This is a genomic window from Draconibacterium sp. IB214405, from assembly GCF_033963885.1.
Lineage (GTDB): Bacteria > Bacteroidota > Bacteroidia > Bacteroidales > Prolixibacteraceae > Draconibacterium.
Map to the genome: position 1 here is coordinate 283,280 of NZ_JAXBMA010000003.1, position 18,605 is coordinate 301,884.

General features: G+C 34.9%; 14 protein-coding genes. 10 read left to right on the forward strand and 4 right to left on the reverse strand.

The features are described 5' to 3' along the window. Window positions 1-790 precede the first annotated feature (790 nt). The 9 genes from SLH46_RS11150 to SLH46_RS11190 all read left to right on the forward strand — a co-directional run bounded on the left by SLH46_RS11150 (window position 791) and on the right by SLH46_RS11190 (window position 15,141). On the forward strand, window positions 791-1,873 hold the full coding sequence (locus SLH46_RS11150) for an efflux RND transporter periplasmic adaptor subunit (RefSeq protein WP_320281262.1): 1,083 nt from the start codon (window positions 791-793) through the stop codon (window positions 1,871-1,873). 14 nt (window positions 1,874-1,887) lie between these two features. After that, window positions 1,888-4,908 carry an efflux RND transporter permease subunit gene (locus tag SLH46_RS11155; RefSeq protein WP_320281263.1) on the forward strand — a complete coding sequence of 1,007 codons (3,021 nt, stop codon included), beginning with the start codon at window positions 1,888-1,890 and terminating at the stop codon, window positions 4,906-4,908. A gap of 301 nt (window positions 4,909-5,209) precedes the next feature. After that, complete coding sequence (locus SLH46_RS11160; RefSeq protein WP_320281264.1) at window positions 5,210-5,422, forward strand: hypothetical protein; 213 nt, start codon at window positions 5,210-5,212, stop codon at window positions 5,420-5,422. A gap of 50 nt (window positions 5,423-5,472) precedes the next feature. Next, window positions 5,473-6,630, forward strand: coding sequence for a 6-bladed beta-propeller (locus tag SLH46_RS11165; protein ID WP_320281265.1), 1,158 nt, complete (start codon window positions 5,473-5,475; stop codon window positions 6,628-6,630). Between the two features lie 112 nt (window positions 6,631-6,742). After that, window positions 6,743-7,234: a hypothetical protein gene (locus tag SLH46_RS11170; RefSeq protein ID WP_320281266.1), complete on the forward strand. Its 492-nt coding sequence runs from the start codon at window positions 6,743-6,745 to the stop codon at window positions 7,232-7,234. Window positions 7,235-8,420: 1,186 nt separating this feature from the next. Beyond that, a complete protein-coding gene (locus tag SLH46_RS11175) occupies window positions 8,421-9,446 on the forward strand; it encodes a BF3164 family lipoprotein (RefSeq protein ID WP_320281267.1) in 1,026 nt (341 codons plus the stop codon). Between the two features lie 593 nt (window positions 9,447-10,039). Next, complete coding sequence (locus tag SLH46_RS11180; protein ID WP_320281268.1) at window positions 10,040-11,242, forward strand: 6-bladed beta-propeller; 1,203 nt, start codon at window positions 10,040-10,042, stop codon at window positions 11,240-11,242. Window positions 11,243-11,272: 30 nt separating this feature from the next. Then, a complete protein-coding gene (locus SLH46_RS11185) occupies window positions 11,273-11,860 on the forward strand; it encodes a hypothetical protein (protein ID WP_320281269.1) in 588 nt (195 codons plus the stop codon). 146 nt (window positions 11,861-12,006) lie between these two features. Next, a complete protein-coding gene (locus tag SLH46_RS11190; RefSeq protein WP_320281270.1) occupies window positions 12,007-15,141 on the forward strand; it encodes an efflux RND transporter permease subunit in 3,135 nt (1,044 codons plus the stop codon). Window positions 15,142-15,174: 33 nt separating this feature from the next. Here the strand turns inward: SLH46_RS11190 and SLH46_RS11195 are convergent, their stop codons facing one another. The 4 genes from SLH46_RS11195 to SLH46_RS11210 form a co-directional block, all read right to left on the reverse strand. Beyond that, on the reverse strand, window positions 15,175-15,495 hold the full coding sequence (locus SLH46_RS11195) for a PadR family transcriptional regulator (protein ID WP_320281271.1): 321 nt from the start codon (window positions 15,493-15,495) through the stop codon (window positions 15,175-15,177). Window positions 15,496-15,907: 412 nt separating this feature from the next. After that, window positions 15,908-16,531 (reverse strand): bacteriocin fulvocin C-related protein, encoded by a 624-nt coding sequence (locus SLH46_RS11200; protein ID WP_320281272.1) that lies wholly within the window; start codon window positions 16,529-16,531, stop codon window positions 15,908-15,910. A 60-nt stretch (window positions 16,532-16,591) separates the two neighbouring features. After that, window positions 16,592-17,296, reverse strand: coding sequence for a hypothetical protein (locus tag SLH46_RS11205; RefSeq protein ID WP_320281273.1), 705 nt, complete (start codon window positions 17,294-17,296; stop codon window positions 16,592-16,594). After that, window positions 17,269-17,685, reverse strand: a complete 417-nt coding sequence (locus tag SLH46_RS11210) for a PadR family transcriptional regulator (RefSeq protein ID WP_320281274.1) — start codon at window positions 17,683-17,685, stop codon at window positions 17,269-17,271. Before SLH46_RS11210 ends, SLH46_RS11205 begins: the two co-directional genes overlap by 28 nt. A gap of 284 nt (window positions 17,686-17,969) precedes the next feature. Between SLH46_RS11210 and SLH46_RS11215 the strand changes: the two genes are divergently transcribed. Continuing rightward, on the forward strand, window positions 17,970-18,593 hold the full coding sequence (locus SLH46_RS11215; protein WP_320281275.1) for a tail fiber domain-containing protein: 624 nt from the start codon (window positions 17,970-17,972) through the stop codon (window positions 18,591-18,593). Window positions 18,594-18,605 lie beyond the last annotated feature (12 nt).

The following is an 18,605-nucleotide window of genomic DNA, read 5'->3' on the forward strand; positions in this document are numbered from 1 at the left end:
TTCATATTTAATCACCAACATATTCAGATAAAAAAGCTACCACAATAAGGGGTCCATTCTTCTTAAGCTTTTATAGTTAGCATATAAAGGAGAAATACTGTTTTCAATAGTAGTATCTTAAATACAACAATCACTTAACTCAACTTCCAGTCTCATAAATCAAATTATTTGGAATGTAAACAGTCTCAGAAAATTGATTTCTAAGTAACAATCCGAAAAAGTTGAACGTTTGCAGTGAATTATTGCAAATGTTTCAGTACATTCTCCAAACCAATTTAGTTACTAATTCATAAATACCTGATTTAACCATTGAATCCACCCATGCCTTGAGATTTTTTGCAGCTTCTGGCACGCCAATAAATTTTGGCGCATTCCATTTAGCCGGTTGGATTCTTTACATTTTTTTAAAATTTTTTAAGTTGTTAGACCATGAGATGTGAATTCTATATTAATAATGTCGAAGACTGATAGCAGAATAACTAATTAGGCAACATGAAAACATTTTTATAGTAATTTTAACCTACATACTTTATTGCACTATACTATTTATTAATATATATTTAAAACTTCATTTTTTAATGTTAATAAGTATAAAGCTATCATTCTAGTAACTACAAATTTGAGTTCACAAAAACATAAGTAGTTGGGATCGGATGATTATTGGGTACTAAACATTTCCAATGATTGGTTGAAGTTACATTTTATAAACATAGAAACGGAATATAAAAATATACTTTCCAAAAGTCAGACCTTTATTTTATTACATATACATAATAAACTCATAGACCCTATGCTCTCATATCGTATCATTTCTCAAATATTTCAAGCAACGATTTTATTTCTGATATTATATTTATCTTCATGTACAAACAAGCCCGATGCTTTAGCTGGAGTGAACAAGGAAATCCTTCCTGAAGAAAAAAATACAGTAGAAGTCGTTACCCTCGCAGAAAAAGATTTCCTAAAAGAGATTGTCAGCAATGGCAAATTATCGGCTTCGCAGCAGGCAGAACTATATTTCGAAGTCTCCGGCCCTATTGCATCAATAAATGTGCAAAATGGTAATACCATTAATGAAAATGATGTAATTGCCAGGTTGAATAATGAGACCTACCGCCTGAACATGAAAAAAGCGGACCTTACCATGGAGCAGGCAAAAATTGACAAATTGGATGCTTTGATTGGTATGGGCTACTCCACTACCGACACGGTTTATTCCGCAGAACATGAAGCGATCGCCGATATCCGCTCCGGATATAACCAGGCACAGGTAACTTTTGAAGAAGCCCGGTTGCAATTGGCAAAAACGGAACTTAAAGCTCCTTTCTCGGGAAAAGTTTCGGGTATTAAACAAAAGCCTTTTGAGCAGGCGAATATGTCAGAACCATTTTGTACACTGATCAATGATCGTCGTTTTTACATCGATTTTCCATTGCTTGAAACCGAAATCTCAAAAGTAAAATTAGGACAAGATGTAACCATCTCTCCTATTTCCGGCGCCACGAATACCACCGGTAAAATTTGCGAGATTGATCCAAAAATCGATGAGAATGGACTGATCTGGTTAAAAGCGGAGGTAGACAATCCCGGACAATATCTGCAGGGAATGAATGTAAAAGTAAGCATAAAACAAGCGATATCTGATCAATTGGTTGTGCCTAAAGAAGCCGTTGTGCTACGTCAAAACCGGGAAGTACTATTCCGCTATACGCAGGGTATTGCTTACTGGACCTACATTAAGGTACTTAACGAAAACGAGCATGAATATGCAGTGGCGGCTGCAGAAGGTGCAACACTTTCAGCCGGCGATACTGTGATTGTTTCGAATAATCTAAATCTGGCACACGAATCGGAAGTGGAAATTACGAATTAAACAAACCTCCGAATATGGTAAAATTCCTGATCCATCGCCCGATAGCTGTAACAATGGCATTTTTAGCTTTCCTATTTATTGGGATAGCCACTACCGTGCAAATTCCGGTATCGTTAATGCCTGATATTGATATTCCGGTTATTTCAATTCGGGTACCATCAAACGAAATGCCGGCCCGCCAGCTGGAAAATTCGGTAGTGAAACAAATCCGCAGTGTGTTGAAAGAAGTGAACCACATTGAAGAGATGAAAAGCGAAACACGCGACGGAACAGCCTGGATTGAACTGCGCTTTAAACATGGAACTTCCATAGATTTGGCCTCTATTGAAGTGAACGAAAAAGTGGACAAGGCCATGAATTATCTTCCGCGCGATATGAGCCGCCCGGAAGTGATAAGAGCCAGCGCATCTGACATTCCTGTTTTCTACCTGATGGTAAATAAAAAGCAGGAACGAATTACCGGCAACAAAGAGGAATTTTTGCAGCTAAGTAATTTTACCAGCCAGGTGATACGAAAGCGCCTGGAGCAGCTTCCGGAAGTTGCATTGGTGGATATAAGTGGTTTGCAATACCCCGAAATAAAAATTACGCCGCACACTGCCTACCTGCAAAACGGTACGTTTACCATATCGCAACTGGAGCAGGAGTTGAATAACAACAACATTGATTTGGGAAACCTCTTAATACGCGATGGTCAATACCAATACAACATTCGTTTTAACACCCGGCTTCGCGATGTTTCAGAGATTGCCGAAATTCCGGTAAACCTGAACGGGAAAGTGGTGTCGCTATCGGAAATTGCCGATGTGAGTCTTCAGCCACAAAAACCACAGGGGAACATAAAGATCAACTCAGAAAGTGCAATTAGCCTGGCAGTGATTAAACAATCGGATGCAAAAATGGCTGACCTAAAAGACGAGCTGGATGAGTTGGTCGGTTATTTCAAAGACGATTACCCCGAACTGGAATTTAATATCACCCGCGATCAGTCGAAGCTATTGGAGTATTCCATCAATAACCTGGGGCAAAGTTTGTTAATCGGCGGACTGCTTGCTTTTCTTATACTGTTCGTTTTTCTGCGCGAACGAAAAGCTCCCTGGTTAATCGGTATCAGCATTCCGGTTTCGCTGTTGCTTTCCCTCTTTTTCTTTTACCTGTTTAAACTCTCCATCAATATCATCTCACTTTCCGGATTAATACTTGGTGTTGGAATGATGATCGATAATTCGATTATTGTAATCGATAATATTACGCAATACCGCGACCGGCATTTTACTTTGTCGCGGGCCTGCGAAGTGGGAACAAACGAAGTTATCAGGCCCTTAATCAGTTCGGTGCTTACCACCTGTGCTGTTTTTATTCCTTTAATTTTTATGAAAGGAATGGCCGGTGCTCTGTTCTTCGATCAGGCAATTGCAGTAACTATCGGCTTAGGCATTTCGCTGCTGGTTTCAATCACACTCCTCCCCACACTTTACCGGCTGTTTTATTCAAAAGCGAAACAAGAAAAACAAAAGCGCCAAAAAGATCCCGGCTATTATCGTTGGTACGAACGTGGATTAAAGTTTGTACTACGAAACCAGGGCGCTACTATTGTTTTTGTGTTATTGCTATTGGCAGGAGCAGCTGTATTAGCTCGAATGTTAACCACTTCGCGATTTCCGGAAGTAAGTCAGGATGAAATTGTTTTAAAAATCGACTGGAACGAACCGCTGACTCTCGAAGAAAATAACAAGCGCGTAAACGAATTAATGGCTTCATTATCAACAGAACCAGTTTATGTTATTGAAGAAGCAGGGAAACAACAATACTTGTTAAACAGTGGCGAAGATGCCGGAACAACTGAAAACAAACTGATTATAAAAGCAGAATCACCGGCACATTTATCGAAGATGATCAAGACGTTAAGCACGTATTTCGCCAATCATTTTCCCGCTGCAGATTATAATTTTACTGAAGCGGACAACCTGTTTAATCTGGCCTTCGGAAAGTCGGAGGCACCACTTATTGCACGTTTTTCGCATTTTAATCCGGGCAATAAAAATTACCTCGATGAGCTTTCTGCATTGTTAGCCGATCTGGATAAAAACTATCACAACAGTTTGCAATCGAAACTAATAACGCGACAATTGATTTTGCTGGAAACCGATCCGGAGAAACTGATGTTTTACGAGGTAGACAACGACGAACTTTACCGCGAAGTAAAAAGTGCTTTTAACGTAAATACGGTATTTACCATTAACAACAACAATATGTTTGTTCCGGTTAGCATTGGCAACTCCTACCAATCGGTTTATCAGATCATTCAAAATATCCAGGTCCGGAATCAGAACAATGAAGAAATCCCTCTGTCGGGATTGGTTAAAGTAAACAGCGGCTCAGGACTAAAATCCATTGTTGCCGGCAAGGAAAACGAATACTTTCCGGTGGAATTTGAGATCAATCCCGGCGATTTTAAAACGGTTTCGGCGGATATAAAGACGATCGCTGCAAATCACTCCTCCTTCGATCTTTCGTTTGGGGGCTCCATACTTTCGAACCGGGCCATGCTTACAGAATTACTGATGATTATCGGCGTTAGTTTACTCTTGCTTTATTTTATTCTGGCCGCACAGTTCGAGTCGTTTGTTTTACCTGTAATTGTATTGCTGGAAGTTCCAATCGACCTGTTTGGTGCCTTTCTGGCACTGAAGCTTTTTGGTGCCGGAATCAATATTATGTCAGCCATCGGAATTATTGTGATGGCCGGAATTATCATTAACGATTCCATCCTGAAAATCGACACGATGAACAAGTTGCACGATTCAGGTTATTCGTTGATCCGCTCGGTGATGGAAGCCGGCCACCGGCGTTTAAAACCAATTATTATGACCAGTTTAACCACCATTCTGGCTATGCTTCCTTTCCTTTTCCAGAAAGGAATGGGTGCCGAATTGCAACAACCACTTGCACTGGCAATTATTGGAGGAATGGTGCTGGGCACACTGGTTAGTTTGTATTTTATTCCGATAATGTATTATTTGCTGAAGAAATAGTTTAAACATTACAACTTAAACATAATACATATCAACATTGTATATAACATTAATACATATACACTTCTCTTTCTATTAATAAATTTCATTATATTAGTGGGAATTAGTTTTACACTATGGTACAAAAAAGGACAACAAACTTTTACCCGCTAAAGTAAACAGAGTTTGCTGCCCACTGTACCACCAATCCGAATATTAGGGAGAAAGGAGGTGATGTGACAAAGATAAAATAAATTGAAAATTCTTTACGTAGCAGATGTTAACCATAACATGATAATTATTAACTTAAACTTCGATAACAATGAAAAAATCAATCAAAAAGATATCATTTTTAATTTGTAGTGTAACTTTTTTAACGGTTACTATTAATTTAATGAGTATAACTTCTGTTCAAGCAGATCCTTCAGATTCTGAAGAGATTGAACCTAGAGGTTTTGAACCGCATTATTATATTGGCACACAATCATGGTGCTGCTTTGATGGCAGTACAGGCTGTATACCTCTTAATTGCTAATAAAAATTATATAGCCAGCTTAACCTGCTGGCTATATCAATACTAGTCTTATGAATAAATTAAATGAGTATTTTATTTTAGTATTAATAATACTACATTCATGTAAACCTGCACCAATCACCACGGATCTTATTGAGATTTCTACAGAAAAGAATCCTATTTCATTTTCGAATATTTTCAATATTGATGAAGTTATTAACCTGGAAACTACGGACAGTTGCTTGATTAATGTAATCTTTAAAGTGGAGTTGACAGATGAGAATATATTTATATTATCAAATAATCAGGTTTACTGTTTTGATCGTAGAGGTAATTATATATGTAAAATAGGCAAGTTAGGTAATGGTCCAAATGAAATGATAAAACCATCAGATTTTGATTTATCTCCAAATAATGAACAATTAGCAATTTGGGATAATATTAGGAGAAAATTGAATATTTATAATATTGATGGGCGATATCAAAGCAGTTATTCTCCCAATGTTAGAAGGGTGACAAATTTTAATTGGCATAAAAACAACATATTTCAGTTCGATACAGAATTTGAAATTCAAGAAGATAAATCTTTTTGTATTAGTGAATTCAATATCAAAAGTGGAAAAATTCATCAAAAAATTAATTTTTCAAAAGAACATCAGGGGTATAACATATTAAGTTACGATGCATTCCCCAAAATTAATAATACTGATTGCTTTTTATCTACACTCACAAATAGTGTTTATCAATTTGAAAGTGAAGATTATTCAAGACTAATTAAAATAGATTTTGGATCCTCTGAAATTACTAAAGAAATGTTAACCAGTTTTGGGGGGAATACAGCAAAACTCATTTCGGAGGTTGAAAAGAACAATCTTAGCATTTTGATGAAGTTTTATCAAGTTGACAATTGTTATATCACCAATTACTCAAAAGGTAGAAAAATATATTCTAATATTCAGTCGCAAAATACACAAAACCAAATGACAATTAATCATTCGAATTCTTTTGATTTATTGTCTTCATTAATGCCTTATGGAATATATAAAAATAACTTAATATGTGTCGCGGATCCATTTAAGTTGCTTACCAATTTTAAAAATAATGGAAAATTAGTGCAAAATCGTAATGAAGCAGATTATAATTTAGTAAACGAACTAGCTAATAAAGTTAAAAGTGATGACAATCCGTTAATTTTTATAACTAGTATAAAATCTTCATCGGATGAATAAGAATAGAACTATATATCTATTATTGGGGTGCATCATATTTTTGATTGCAAGTCAATTTTTTTCTATTCGACAGAGATTACAAATGAACAATGAAATCAAAAAAGAGAAGCTAATGAATAAGATAGAAATTGATAAGTTGCGTAAGTTCAATGAAAGCTTATGGGGCTTTTTTTTTCTTCAACAAAAAACAATGCAGTTATCTTTTGAAATAAGTGATGAATCCTTGTATCACAATCACTTTGTCCTTATGATAACGGATCATCATTGTATGGAATGCATATTATTTGCCTTGGAACATTTAAAAGAAATGAATTCTGAAGAATACAGTACAATTTTAATTTTATATGACTTTAATAATGAACGAAAGTTAAATATTGTAAAAAACACAATTCAACAATTAGAAATTGAATACGATATTGAACTATTTTATTACAAATTTAAAGAGACATTTTTAGACCTCAGTGTGCCTTATTACGCAACAATAGGTGAAGATTTATGTTTAAGAAATATCTTTATACCTGAAAAACAAAAACCGGAATTGACAAATGACTATATAACACATTCCAAAATGAATTTTTCTTCTCGATTCTTCTTTGAAAAATAGAAGGTTGTAGTAAAAGGATACTCTTAAATTTCTATACTTTTTACAAATTTTGGAGAGATTTGATAGGGTATCTTAAATGCATTAGTTTTTATATTTATTATGGAATTTTAATTGAAACTCCTCGCAGCATAGCTGACGAGGAATCCGATTCCGTTAAGGGCTTTTTTATTGTTTTGTTCGCTTACCCCGAGGCAAAGCCATTGGGGAATGCGCTCACCGGAAGTCAAAATAAAAACCATTTAATTGCAAGTATACAATAAAAGTAAATCGAAATTCTGCTTTCTCAGAAATAACAGTGTTTCTCGCACTGATAATTATCGGCTAGCCCTTTATAGCGCAGACGAATATCAGTTTTAAACTCAGCCGCAGTTAAACATTAGCCTTTACGAGCCCTACCCTATGGATCGCCAAAAATTATTGAGCAGGTAACATAAAAAGTTAAAGGTGTGTTGTAAAGTATCCAGCTTTAATAAATTCTATCTATTATAAAAATATTAGAAGTCTTACTTCTAGTTTAACTGGTTTGAAAAATGGCTAAGCTTAATACTATTAATGTAGCCTTTCCATTTTTTTGCCTTAATCGAAATCATGAAACGTGATGTCACACCTCTATATAAACACATTATTAATTATATTTTATTTCTATGTATGCATCATTTAAATCGTTTTGTATTATATTATATTAGCACTTACAAAAACTAAAAAACCGGGTACAAAAAGGGCGGCAAACTCATACCCGCAAAAGTAAACGTAGTTTGCTGCCCGCTGTACCACCAGCCTTGAAAGGAGGTGATGTGACAAAGATAATCAAATAACCCTTTTGTAGAAACTACGGTTTCTGTTCTGTGAAATGATACATCAGAAAACAAAAATTTGTTTAATATAATTTGATAATTATGAAAAAAAATAGTATGAAATTCTTAATCTCAAGTATATTCATTTTAGTTGCAGTACTCATTACGTTAGAATCAAAATCATCACTTCCAGCTCCTTGCGAGTGTTGCTACACAGAGCATGACTCAAGATGCCTAGACTGTGGAGGTGGAATAACTCTCTTTTCATACAATTGCGGGACAATAGATCCTGTGGAGTAATGCCTCAATATTAAAATTCAATTCAGGATTATCTTCCTTATTTCTTGAGAAAGGGATTTGGCGGATAATCCTTTCAAATAATACATTTTCTTATGAATAAAATCAACTTCTTATTAATAATCCTTTCAACTTTCATCTCACCACAAAATTTCTTAACTACATTTAAAGAAACCAAGCAGGTAACAACAACCACAATTATTAAAGATATACCAGCAATGACACTTGGATTTCTTCATCTTACCGATTCTTTAATGATAACACAAGATGTTAGAGCAAGAGAAGATTATATGAAAATTTTTAACTATAAAAGGGATAATACATTTATACAATTTGGGGAAACGGGACGCGGTCCAACAGAACTTTCAACCCCCCTTTTCAATGGTTTAAGTACTGATGATGAACAATATTATCTTTTTGATCCTAATATGAAAAAGATACATATATGTGATCTAAATTCCTTCGATAGTACCCCAAGTGAAATAATCAATTTTAAAGAAACTGATTTACAATTCATTTTTGATGGAAAATTAATAAATCCCGATCTTGTAGCGGTTACCGGAATGATGAAAAATGGTTTGTTTGCTACAATAAATCTTAAAAATAATAACGAACTTAATTTCTATGGTGAATTTCCATTAAATCCCTCGGATGTAGATCCTTATATCTTATCCGATATAAATAATGGTGGAATTAGAATAAGTCCATGCAAAAAATATTTGATTTACTCGACAATTAATTTTGGATATTTATGCTGCTATAAGATTAATAATAACCAATTAGAAAAGATCTGGGAACATTGGATAACAGAACCCCAATATAGTGTAAGTAACGGTAAAATCTATTTAAAAAGCGATAATATTCTTGGTTTTATGGATGTAGCTATTGACGGCGATAATGTTTATGCTATTTACCATGGTAAAAAAATGTATGCAATAAGATCTAAGAATGCAGAAGAAAGTCCTGAAACGATTATGAAGTTCTCCCTTAACAATGGTGAACCTTTGGCAAAATATAGGACAGATGTACCAATCACAAGAATAGCTATTAATCCTGAAGGTGAGATTTATTGCATTGCCAAGCCTATGGAATACAACCTTGTCAAAGTTAATATCGATTGACTTTCTATTGAATTTAATAAATATCAATATCTATACGGTACAAAAAGGGCAGCAAACTTTTACCCGCTAAAGTAAACGTAGTTTGCTGCCCACTGTACCACCAACTTTGAAAGGAGGTGATGTGACAAAGATAAACTAATATAGAAACAATATCAGAGCAAATAATCTGATACTAATGGAATCCTCCCACCAAATTTAAATTAAGAATAATTTTGAATCAAAGTATTATGAAAAAGAAAATTTTAATTTTATCAAGTATGTGTTTTGTAATGTTAATCGCTATTGGGTCTTTTTCATCAGTGAACGCTGATGACAGTATCCCTCCAAGATACCCAAAGAAAGTCGTTAATGCAGGCTTAGACGATTATTCCGTTTGTTGTGAAAATGATGGAACAGGATGTCTATCATATAACTGTTAAAATATAATGAGCCTGTATTGATAAAATTTTTACAAAATAATTTAAATCGGTGCAGGTTCATTTAATAAATTCTGGTTGGATATTGGTATAGAATATTGGTCATCAATACTGAAAATACGTTTTAAAACATCCAGGCAATCAATACATTATTATTTTACTTAATCAATATATAATATGCAAATAATAAAGATTAGACATAGTAGCATTGTTTTTTTTACTATAATCATCTCATGTCTATTTTTTTCCTGTGAACCGAATAAAGAATACAAATCAACAAACAAGCATGTTACCATTATTAATTCTCTCAATAGAACCAACGAAGCAAAGTCAATTTTAGACTTATTTGAACTAAAAAATATTGTTGAGTTGAAGACTGAACCGGACAAGGTTATAGGAAAAATAAAAAGAATAAAAGTTGTTGACGACAATATTTTCATTTTCGACAACATTCGGAATACCGTTTACCGCTTTGATTTGGAAGGCAGGTTTTTAAACTTTATCGGGCAAAAAGGAGGAGGCCCAAAGGAATTTGTTCACGCAATAGATTTTTGTGTTGATACAACAACCGAAGAAGTACATATTCTTGATAATGAAAAGAAGATACTACGATATAAACTTGATGGTGAGTTTATCGAGAAAATTGACATCCCAGTTCATGCTAGTTTTATTGTGCTACGCGAGAACAATACTTATCTTTTAATCTCAACTGCTTCAAATTATGGAAGATATATGTTTTTTTATGTTGTAAATAAAAATGGAAAGGTTATTGATGAACGAATTCCATTTGCAGAAAAGAATATCAAAAGTAGTTTCAGCTTGATTTCAGGAATTAGCGAACTTAAAAGTGAGTATACGATGTGTTTCCCTCTGAATGATACAATTTATAGCTATTATGAAGAAGATTTACACCCAAAATATTTTTTTGACTTCGAGAATGAAAAGTTAGCTGATGAAATTTATTGTAACTATACTGATGAGTTTGATATAATCAAGGAAATGGAAAAACGCAATAAAGTCTTGTATATTTCCAATTACTTGGAAACAGAAAATTTATGCTATGCAATATATGTAAAAGGAAAGAATCTGCTGAACACGGTTATTTATAGCAAAACAACTCGGAAAACATATTACTATAACGGGAAAAATATTGGCGATATACTAAATGGCGGTTTTACATGTTCAACTCCTAAAGGAGACATGATTTATGTTCTAAATACCTATTTCCCGGAAAGAAGTGGATTGGATCTGAGAATAAGAACCATGGATGGACAATACAAGGACAATAGATCTTACCAGCAAATAAAGGAACAATGTTTAAAAGTTGGGACGTTAGAAAATCCGTCCATTCTAATATTCCAACCAAAGCCCAATATATAAGTCATCATTTAACAATTCACATAACCATTTATGAAAAAACTCAGAATAATTACTCCTTATTTGATTTTTCTTTTTGTCACCATTTCATTTACTTATTTATTAATTTCTAATAGTCGCTATAAAAATCAATTACGTGTATCAGAACAAAATCACACATCCTTAAGGATTCAAAAAGAAATACTTATTGATTTTGCCATTTCGCATTTAAAGCAAAAATGTAGCTTACCAGAAAACATTGCTGCGATCAACGAATCGGGAAGCTTAACAGATGTGTTGGATTTAATAATTTCTGGAGACAACATCATACTTTGTTTTGATAACAAAGCATGCATGGACTGTGTATCAAACCAAGTAAATTTGCTAGAAGAAAATTATCCTAATTTTAATTTATATTTTTTAACAAATGATATCAGTTACGAAAAGGTTAACCGTTACGTCCAAATAATAGACAAGAATATAATCTTGTTATGCACTGAAGAATTAAATGCCGAATTTGAGGTATACTCGCCTTTCTTTTTGTTTTACGATGAAAATAAGGATTCATTAAACAAATTTTTTTCAGTTAAAGAAATTCCAGAACTCACTCTTGCTATATTAAATTCAATATTTGAATCCTGACCGTAAACTTTTTTCTAAGAGCAACCGAATCATTCTTCAACATTAAGATTTAATCGGTAAAAAGACAATAATTACTAGTCAAAGCAAAGTTCAGAATACTAGACAGGCATATTTTTTGTTAAATTGCAACAGGCAAAATCAAACACGTGCAACAAAAAACACCAAAACAAAAAGCCTTTTCATCCTTCTCCATTATAGTGGTGTTTCTTGCCTTTATAATTATCGGCATGGCCTTTATTCCACAGTTGGATATCCGGTTTAAACCCAGCCGTAGTTTGCCACAATTAAACATTAGCTTTTACTGGCCCAATGCATCACCAAAAGTTATTGAGCAGGAAACCTCAAAAATTGAAGGTGTACTGGGGAAAGTCAGCCGGATTAAATCCATAGAATCCACTTCTTCGGTAGGTTCGGGTAGTTTTGTTATTGAGTTCGACAAATCGGTTAACCTAAACCAAAAACGTTACGAGGTATCAACGCTAATCCGGCAACTGCGCAGTAATCTGCCTACAGAAATGAGCTACCCGGAAATTACCACTAACGCAGCGGATGAAGACGACCAGGTTTCGTTTATGGTGCTTACGCTTAACGCCAACTCGTCAACTTATTACATAAAAAACAAAGCCGAACAGCTGGTAATCCCCGAGCTGCTTAAAATTAAAGGTATTGCCGATATTTCGCTTTATGGTGCCTCGCCTAACCAATGGGAAATATGTTACGATCCGGAGTTACTAAAACTCTATGGAATAACACCGGCGGAAATCAGTAAGGTAATCAACCGTTTGGGTGATCAAAACTTTTTAGGTAATCAAAACGACGGGGCAAATGTTTCGGTTCCGGTGTTGGCTTCCACGCAATTTATTGAGCCTTCGCAATGGATAAGTTTGCCGGTAGCCAATAAAAATGGCCGTATTATCCGCCTCTCCGACATTGCCACAGTGAAACTTCAGGAGAAACCGCCTACCTCTTACTACCGCATAAACGGAAAAAACACCATTAACCTGGTGGTTTATGCTGCACAGGGTGAAAACCAGCTCAAACTGGGCGGTGAAATAAAAAACCAGCTTCTGCAAATACAAGAAAAACTCCCGATGGGTTATTCGGTAATGATCGCTTCCGATTCTACCGAATACATTAAAGAAGAACTGGAAAAAATCGGGTACAGAACTCTTTTCTCGTTGCTCATCCTTTTACTTTTTGTTTTAGTTGCCAGCCGATCGTTTCGCGTTTTGGCAGTGTTGTCTATTTCGCTGGCGGCTAACCTGCTTATTGCTGCTGTTTTCTATTACCTCTTTAAAGTTGAAATTCATATTTATTCACTGGCAGGAATCACCGTATCGTTTGGTATTATCATCGACAACAGCATTATAATGGTGAGTCACCTGCAGCGGCAAAAGGGAATGCGTGTTTTTATCTCCTTGCTGGCGGCTACGCTCACTACGCTTGGCGCTTTATCGGTGGTATTTTTTCTGAAAGAAAACCAGAAGTTGATGCTCATTGATTTTACCTATGTAATGCTTATCAACCTGAGTGTTTCGCTGGTTATAGCTTTGTTTCTGGTCCCGGCACTGATGGAACAGCTTTATCACACCAAACCCAAACTGATACCTGTAAAAACACTAAAAAGAATAATCCGCTCGAACCACTTCTACCTTCGTTTTATTCGTTTCGAGAAACGTTTCCGCTGGGCCTTTTTTATACTGGCCATTCTTGGGTTTGGCATTCCAATCGGGAAATTACCTGATGAAATAGACAGCACTACAAAAACGGCTGAATTCTACAATAAAACCTTGGGGACTGACCTGTTTAAATCGGAAATAAAACCGGTGTTAAGCAAAGTAATGGGAGGAAGTTTGCGCCTGTTTACCGAACACGTTTTTGAGGGAAGTTTTTATTCAGATCCGGGGAAAACAACATTATACGTGAGAGGACAAATGCCGGAAGGTTGCACCATTCATCAGTTAAATGAAGCGGTCAGGAAAATGGAACAATACATTAGCCTTTTTGATGAAGTGGCGCAATTTGAAACACGAATAACGGGTTACAAAAACTCGTCGGTTACCATACAATTTACCGATGAAGCGGAAAGATCATCGTTCCCCTATTTGCTTAAAAGTCAGATTGAATCGAAAGCAATTTCTTTGGGAGGAATAGACTGGAGTGTTTACGGCGTTGGAAAAGGATTTTCCAATTCGCTGAATATGGATTACAAAAACAGCCATATTTTGCTTACCGGATACAATTACGATCAACTGTATAAATATGCTGAACAACTGGAAGCAAAATTGCTTGAAAATCCGCGAGTGGAGAAAACGGAAATTACCAGCTCAATGAATTGGGGGTCGAATGCACGTTACGAATACAAATTGAATGTGGATAAGAACTTGTTAGCGGCCTATAGTCTGCGTTATTCAGATTACACCGGATCGTTGTTTACACAGCTTTACTCGCGCAACCTTGATGCATTTTATAACCAAACTGAGTTGCAACCTGTGGTTTTGGTATCATCGAAAAACAGCGAGTATAATAACTGGGACTTTTACAATATTCCGGTTCAAACCAGTCGGGGACAGAAAAAACTGTCGCAAGCCGGAGATATCGAAAAACGGTTAAGTGGGAAGTCCGTTTTCAAAAAGAACCAGGTTTACCAAATGTATCTGAACTACAATTTTATTGGCCCCGGACCATTGGCAGAAATGGTTCAGGAACGCGAAATTGAGGCCATTAACCATGTATTACCTCTGGGTTATAAAGCCCAAAAACCGGAGCGCAATTGGTGGAGCTGGGATAAAAATGATAAAAAACAATACTGGTTGTTATTGCTCATTATCCTGATCATCTATTTTGTAACTGCCATCTTATTCGAATCCTTATTAAAACCACTGGCGGTAATCAGCCTGATTCCGATTTCGTTTATTGGCGTTTTCCTCACTTTTTATCTCTTTGATTTTAATTTCGATCAGGGAGGATTTGCATCGTTCATTCTTTTAAGTGGTTTGGTGGTGAATGCCGCCATTTACATCATCAACGACTTTAATAACCTGGTAAGAGGGAAAAACAAATGCTACAGCGTAGAAACTTACCTGAAAGCTTTTAACAACAAAATTGTCGCCATTGCCTTAACCATACTATCCACGGTCTTAGGACTTATTCCATTTATCTGGGGTGGCCAAAAGGAAGTTTTCTGGTTTGCTTTTGCCGTTGGCGCAATGGGCGGATTATTGTTTTCTATGGTGGCGATTCTGGTGTATTTGCCGTTGTTATTACGTACCACAAAATAATTTAATAGTTAAATATTTGTATCGATCAAGCAACTATAAGAATTCATTCAATATTTTATAAGAAAATTCCCACTCTTCCTTTTTAGATAATAATTCTTGAGATCCTTTCTTACAAATTTTATATATTCGTTTGGGTCTCTCTTTAGTGGTATCCCATTCTGATTTTATCCATCCTTTCAATTCCATTTTGTTTAATAATGGATAGACACTTCCAGCCTGACGTTTTATATTTCCTTCACTAATGTTTTCTATGGATTTTATTAGTTCATATCCATAGCTGGGCCCCTGTGATAAAACGGAAAGAATTAAGTATTCAAATAGTGCACCGCTCAACGATCTGGAAAGTTTTCTCATTGTTTCGTCTTGTGCATTGCGATTCCAGACAATACGGATGAAAAAAAAGAGGCGTGGAATCAAGCCTGCCAACCGAAAGGCTCTACCAAAGCACTTACAAGTACAGACCGTCCCACGCCCAATCCGGGCGCGATTCCTTACTATACTTGTCTTTATAAATATTGGTAGATTTATCGGTTGACAATAAGGCTTCCGCTAATATTTTAATCAATACAAAATTACTGAAAAATTATATACTTATGACAAACATATTTTTTGAATTTTCAATTCGGTTCACTATAGATGTTGAGAGGGAAAAATACATACGAAATAGTAACCAACTTTGAAATTAATGCTGAAACAAAAGAACAAAAAAAAAGCTGCGTAAGCAGCCTCTTTATCTAGATAAAATCAGTATCTGTGTTAGAATTGGTTAACCGCAACCTCCATTGCAATCATATTGCCATAACCAACCACAACCTTCAACAGTAGCACAGCCTCCCTCTCCCATACATGTACCACCTTGCTGATAACAGTAATCAGAAGAAGTGCTACATCCGCAATCAGATTGAATGTACCTGGTAGAAGTCTGAACTTGCATTAAAAGTTCATATTGTTCTTCATAAATACATAAAGAACTAATAATAAAATAGATTTTTTGGTCTTCCCAAAGCAACGTATCTCGTGCATAATTTATCCATTGATTTTCAAAAGTTTGCTGAAGAACTGGCTCCACTACTCCATAGTTATCATTAAGAAAAGTTTTTAAACTATCCACGTGATTAAATTCCAATTGTGTTTCAATTTCGTTTACCATCACCGAATCTAATTTTTCCAACCAAAAAGCTTTTTGTTTTTCAATGGAGAAACTTCTGAATAACGCCTTTTGCATGGTCAAATCGTATTCGAGAAATTCGACCAGAGTAATTTCGGCGGTATTGATTTCGCCAAACTTTACAATCGCATCAACATCGGGATCACAAGAGTAAATTATGTCTTCATCTGAACAGGCATAAAATATGGTCAGGATTCCTAAAAGGAAAAATATTTTTTTCATAGATATTACTTGTCTATATTAAACTCATGCAAATAAACAAATAATATATACATATTACAATTACATATAGAATTTTTTAGTATATTTTTTAAATAAAAGAATATATCCAATTAGAAAAATACAAAAATACATATATTTAAAAGTTATCTCCTTGTTGAAAAACAAAGTATTACTATAAATATCTTCAATGGAGAGCTTAACTTTTGGGCCTAAATATAGTTCCAAAACAACTGAAGCAAGGGTTGCAATAACAATAATAACATTCAACGTTGTGCTTGCCGTAATTCTTGAAAATAATATCTTGATGGGCTTATGCCAAAAGTAAACTGCCGCTAAACCTGATATTGTAATAAAGTAAACCAGATTAAAAAATGTAGAAGAGTTTGCAACATTATCAGCTATATTACCATTTATCGCAATACTCATCAATAGTACCAACCGGTTAAGACTAAGAATAAAATGATAGCTGAAAATATAAAAAATGACTCCTCCAAATAACAAAACAACTTTCTTCAACTGAAAATTGTCTTCATTTACTTGTTTCATTTCCCCCTGCCACTCAAACCTACTCCCCATTCTTTCACAGGCAATACCAAAAGCATCCTCTTCAGAGACTTCAAACTCATCTATTATGTCATCTATGGAGGAAAGTAAATCACTCTTAATTTGCAGCACATCTTCCGGCAAGAATTCATCATTTTGACAATTTAACTCCAACCATTGATCAACATAGGTAATTAGATCGAATCTGTTTGTGGATTCCATAATTTATTCATTATTGCAACCATGTCGATTAACTCTTCTCTGGATTCATCCATCGCTTTCTTACCTGTTGCCGTAATTTTATAGTATTTACGAGGACGATCCGAATCTCCCATCTCCCAATAGGATTTAATATATTTGAGATCTTCCATCTTTTTTAAGATGGGATAAAGGCTACCTTCTTTCCAATCGATTCTACCCTCTGATGCTTCCCTCAATTGTTTATTGATATCATATCCATAAGTATCTCCATTTCTTAAGATGGATAGAATGCTTGGAATCGAGGACGCTCCCATCAAATCTTTTCTAAACTTTTTCATATTGTAATAAATTAATCCTTGCCGAAATAAATCCTTATGATTGATTTTGTCATGTCTTACTATTGTAAACATAAAGATACTATTAATGTTTGATTATATTCTTATAAATATACAAACACATAAAGATTTTAAAATTGTATATAAATAAAGTACGTAATTATAATTCTATTTTTAAAAACATATTGAAGAATAAATGCAAAAACATTTTATATATTTGAGTAGTACATACACTTCTCATATGTATTAGGACGTAATTTATTTTTTAAAATAAAACCCGGAATATTCCGGGCTTTAAACTTAGTTAATAACGTAGCTGGGCGGCAACCCATAATGCTACACTAAAACAAACCAAAATTATGAAAAAAATTTCATTTCTTTTCGTATTGGGCTTTTTGGCCCTGTCTTTAAACAGTTTTTCACAGATTAATGTGAATAGTACAGGAAAAGTTGGTATAAACAACAGCAGTCCATCCTACCAGTTAGATGTGAATGGAAATCTTAAGGTAAACAGTTCTTACCCCATGTATTATTCTTCAGGAAATCTCTATTCAACATCAAGTTCCTCATATCTTGGAACGTCAAGTTACTTCTGGGGTTATTTGTACGCACGTTACATTTTCTATTACTATACACCAATTCAGTATTCTGACAAAAAACTAAAAAAGGACATTCTGGATCTAAGCGATGCTGACAATCGCTTGCTGGAACTTCGGCCTGTTAAATATAAAATGATCCCCCGCTTGAGTGAAGGAGAGAACATAACGGACCAAAAGAACTATGATCCGGAAGCCACCCATATTGGATTAATAGCTCAGGAAGTACAAAAGGTTTATCCTGAATTAGTTTCTGAAGATGATGAAGGAACGTTGGGGATTAAGTATAATGAATTCATTACTATTTTGATTAAAGCTTATCAAGATCAACAAAAGACCATCGACGACCTAATTGACAGGATAGAAAAACTTGAATCAAAAGAATAAAGGAGGATGAGT

What these genes read in the sequence shown, in the direction of transcription:
- SLH46_RS11160 (WP_320281264.1), top strand. Translation starts at nt 5,210, where the DNA reads ATGAAAAAATCAATCAAAAAGATATCATTTTTAATTTGTAGTGTAACT.
- SLH46_RS11150 (WP_320281262.1), top strand. Translation starts at nt 791, where the DNA reads ATGCTCTCATATCGTATCATTTCTCAAATATTTCAAGCAACGATTTTA.
- SLH46_RS11185 (WP_320281269.1), top strand. Translation starts at nt 11,273, where the DNA reads ATGAAAAAACTCAGAATAATTACTCCTTATTTGATTTTTCTTTTTGTC.
- SLH46_RS11200 (WP_320281272.1), bottom strand. Translation starts at nt 16,531, where the DNA reads ATGAAAAAAATATTTTTCCTTTTAGGAATCCTGACCATATTTTATGCC.
- SLH46_RS11215 (WP_320281275.1), top strand. Translation starts at nt 17,970, where the DNA reads ATGAAAAAAATTTCATTTCTTTTCGTATTGGGCTTTTTGGCCCTGTCT.
- SLH46_RS11210 (WP_320281274.1), bottom strand. Translation starts at nt 17,685, where the DNA reads ATGTTTACAATAGTAAGACATGACAAAATCAATCATAAGGATTTATTT.
- SLH46_RS11155 (WP_320281263.1), top strand. Translation starts at nt 1,888, where the DNA reads ATGGTAAAATTCCTGATCCATCGCCCGATAGCTGTAACAATGGCATTT.
- SLH46_RS11165 (WP_320281265.1), top strand. Translation starts at nt 5,473, where the DNA reads ATGAATAAATTAAATGAGTATTTTATTTTAGTATTAATAATACTACAT.
- SLH46_RS11180 (WP_320281268.1), top strand. Translation starts at nt 10,040, where the DNA reads ATGCAAATAATAAAGATTAGACATAGTAGCATTGTTTTTTTTACTATA.
- SLH46_RS11195 (WP_320281271.1), bottom strand. Translation starts at nt 15,495, where the DNA reads ATGAGAAAACTTTCCAGATCGTTGAGCGGTGCACTATTTGAATACTTA.
- SLH46_RS11170 (WP_320281266.1), top strand. Translation starts at nt 6,743, where the DNA reads ATGAATAAGATAGAAATTGATAAGTTGCGTAAGTTCAATGAAAGCTTA.
- SLH46_RS11205 (WP_320281273.1), bottom strand. Translation starts at nt 17,296, where the DNA reads ATGGAATCCACAAACAGATTCGATCTAATTACCTATGTTGATCAATGG.
- SLH46_RS11175 (WP_320281267.1), top strand. Translation starts at nt 8,421, where the DNA reads ATGAATAAAATCAACTTCTTATTAATAATCCTTTCAACTTTCATCTCA.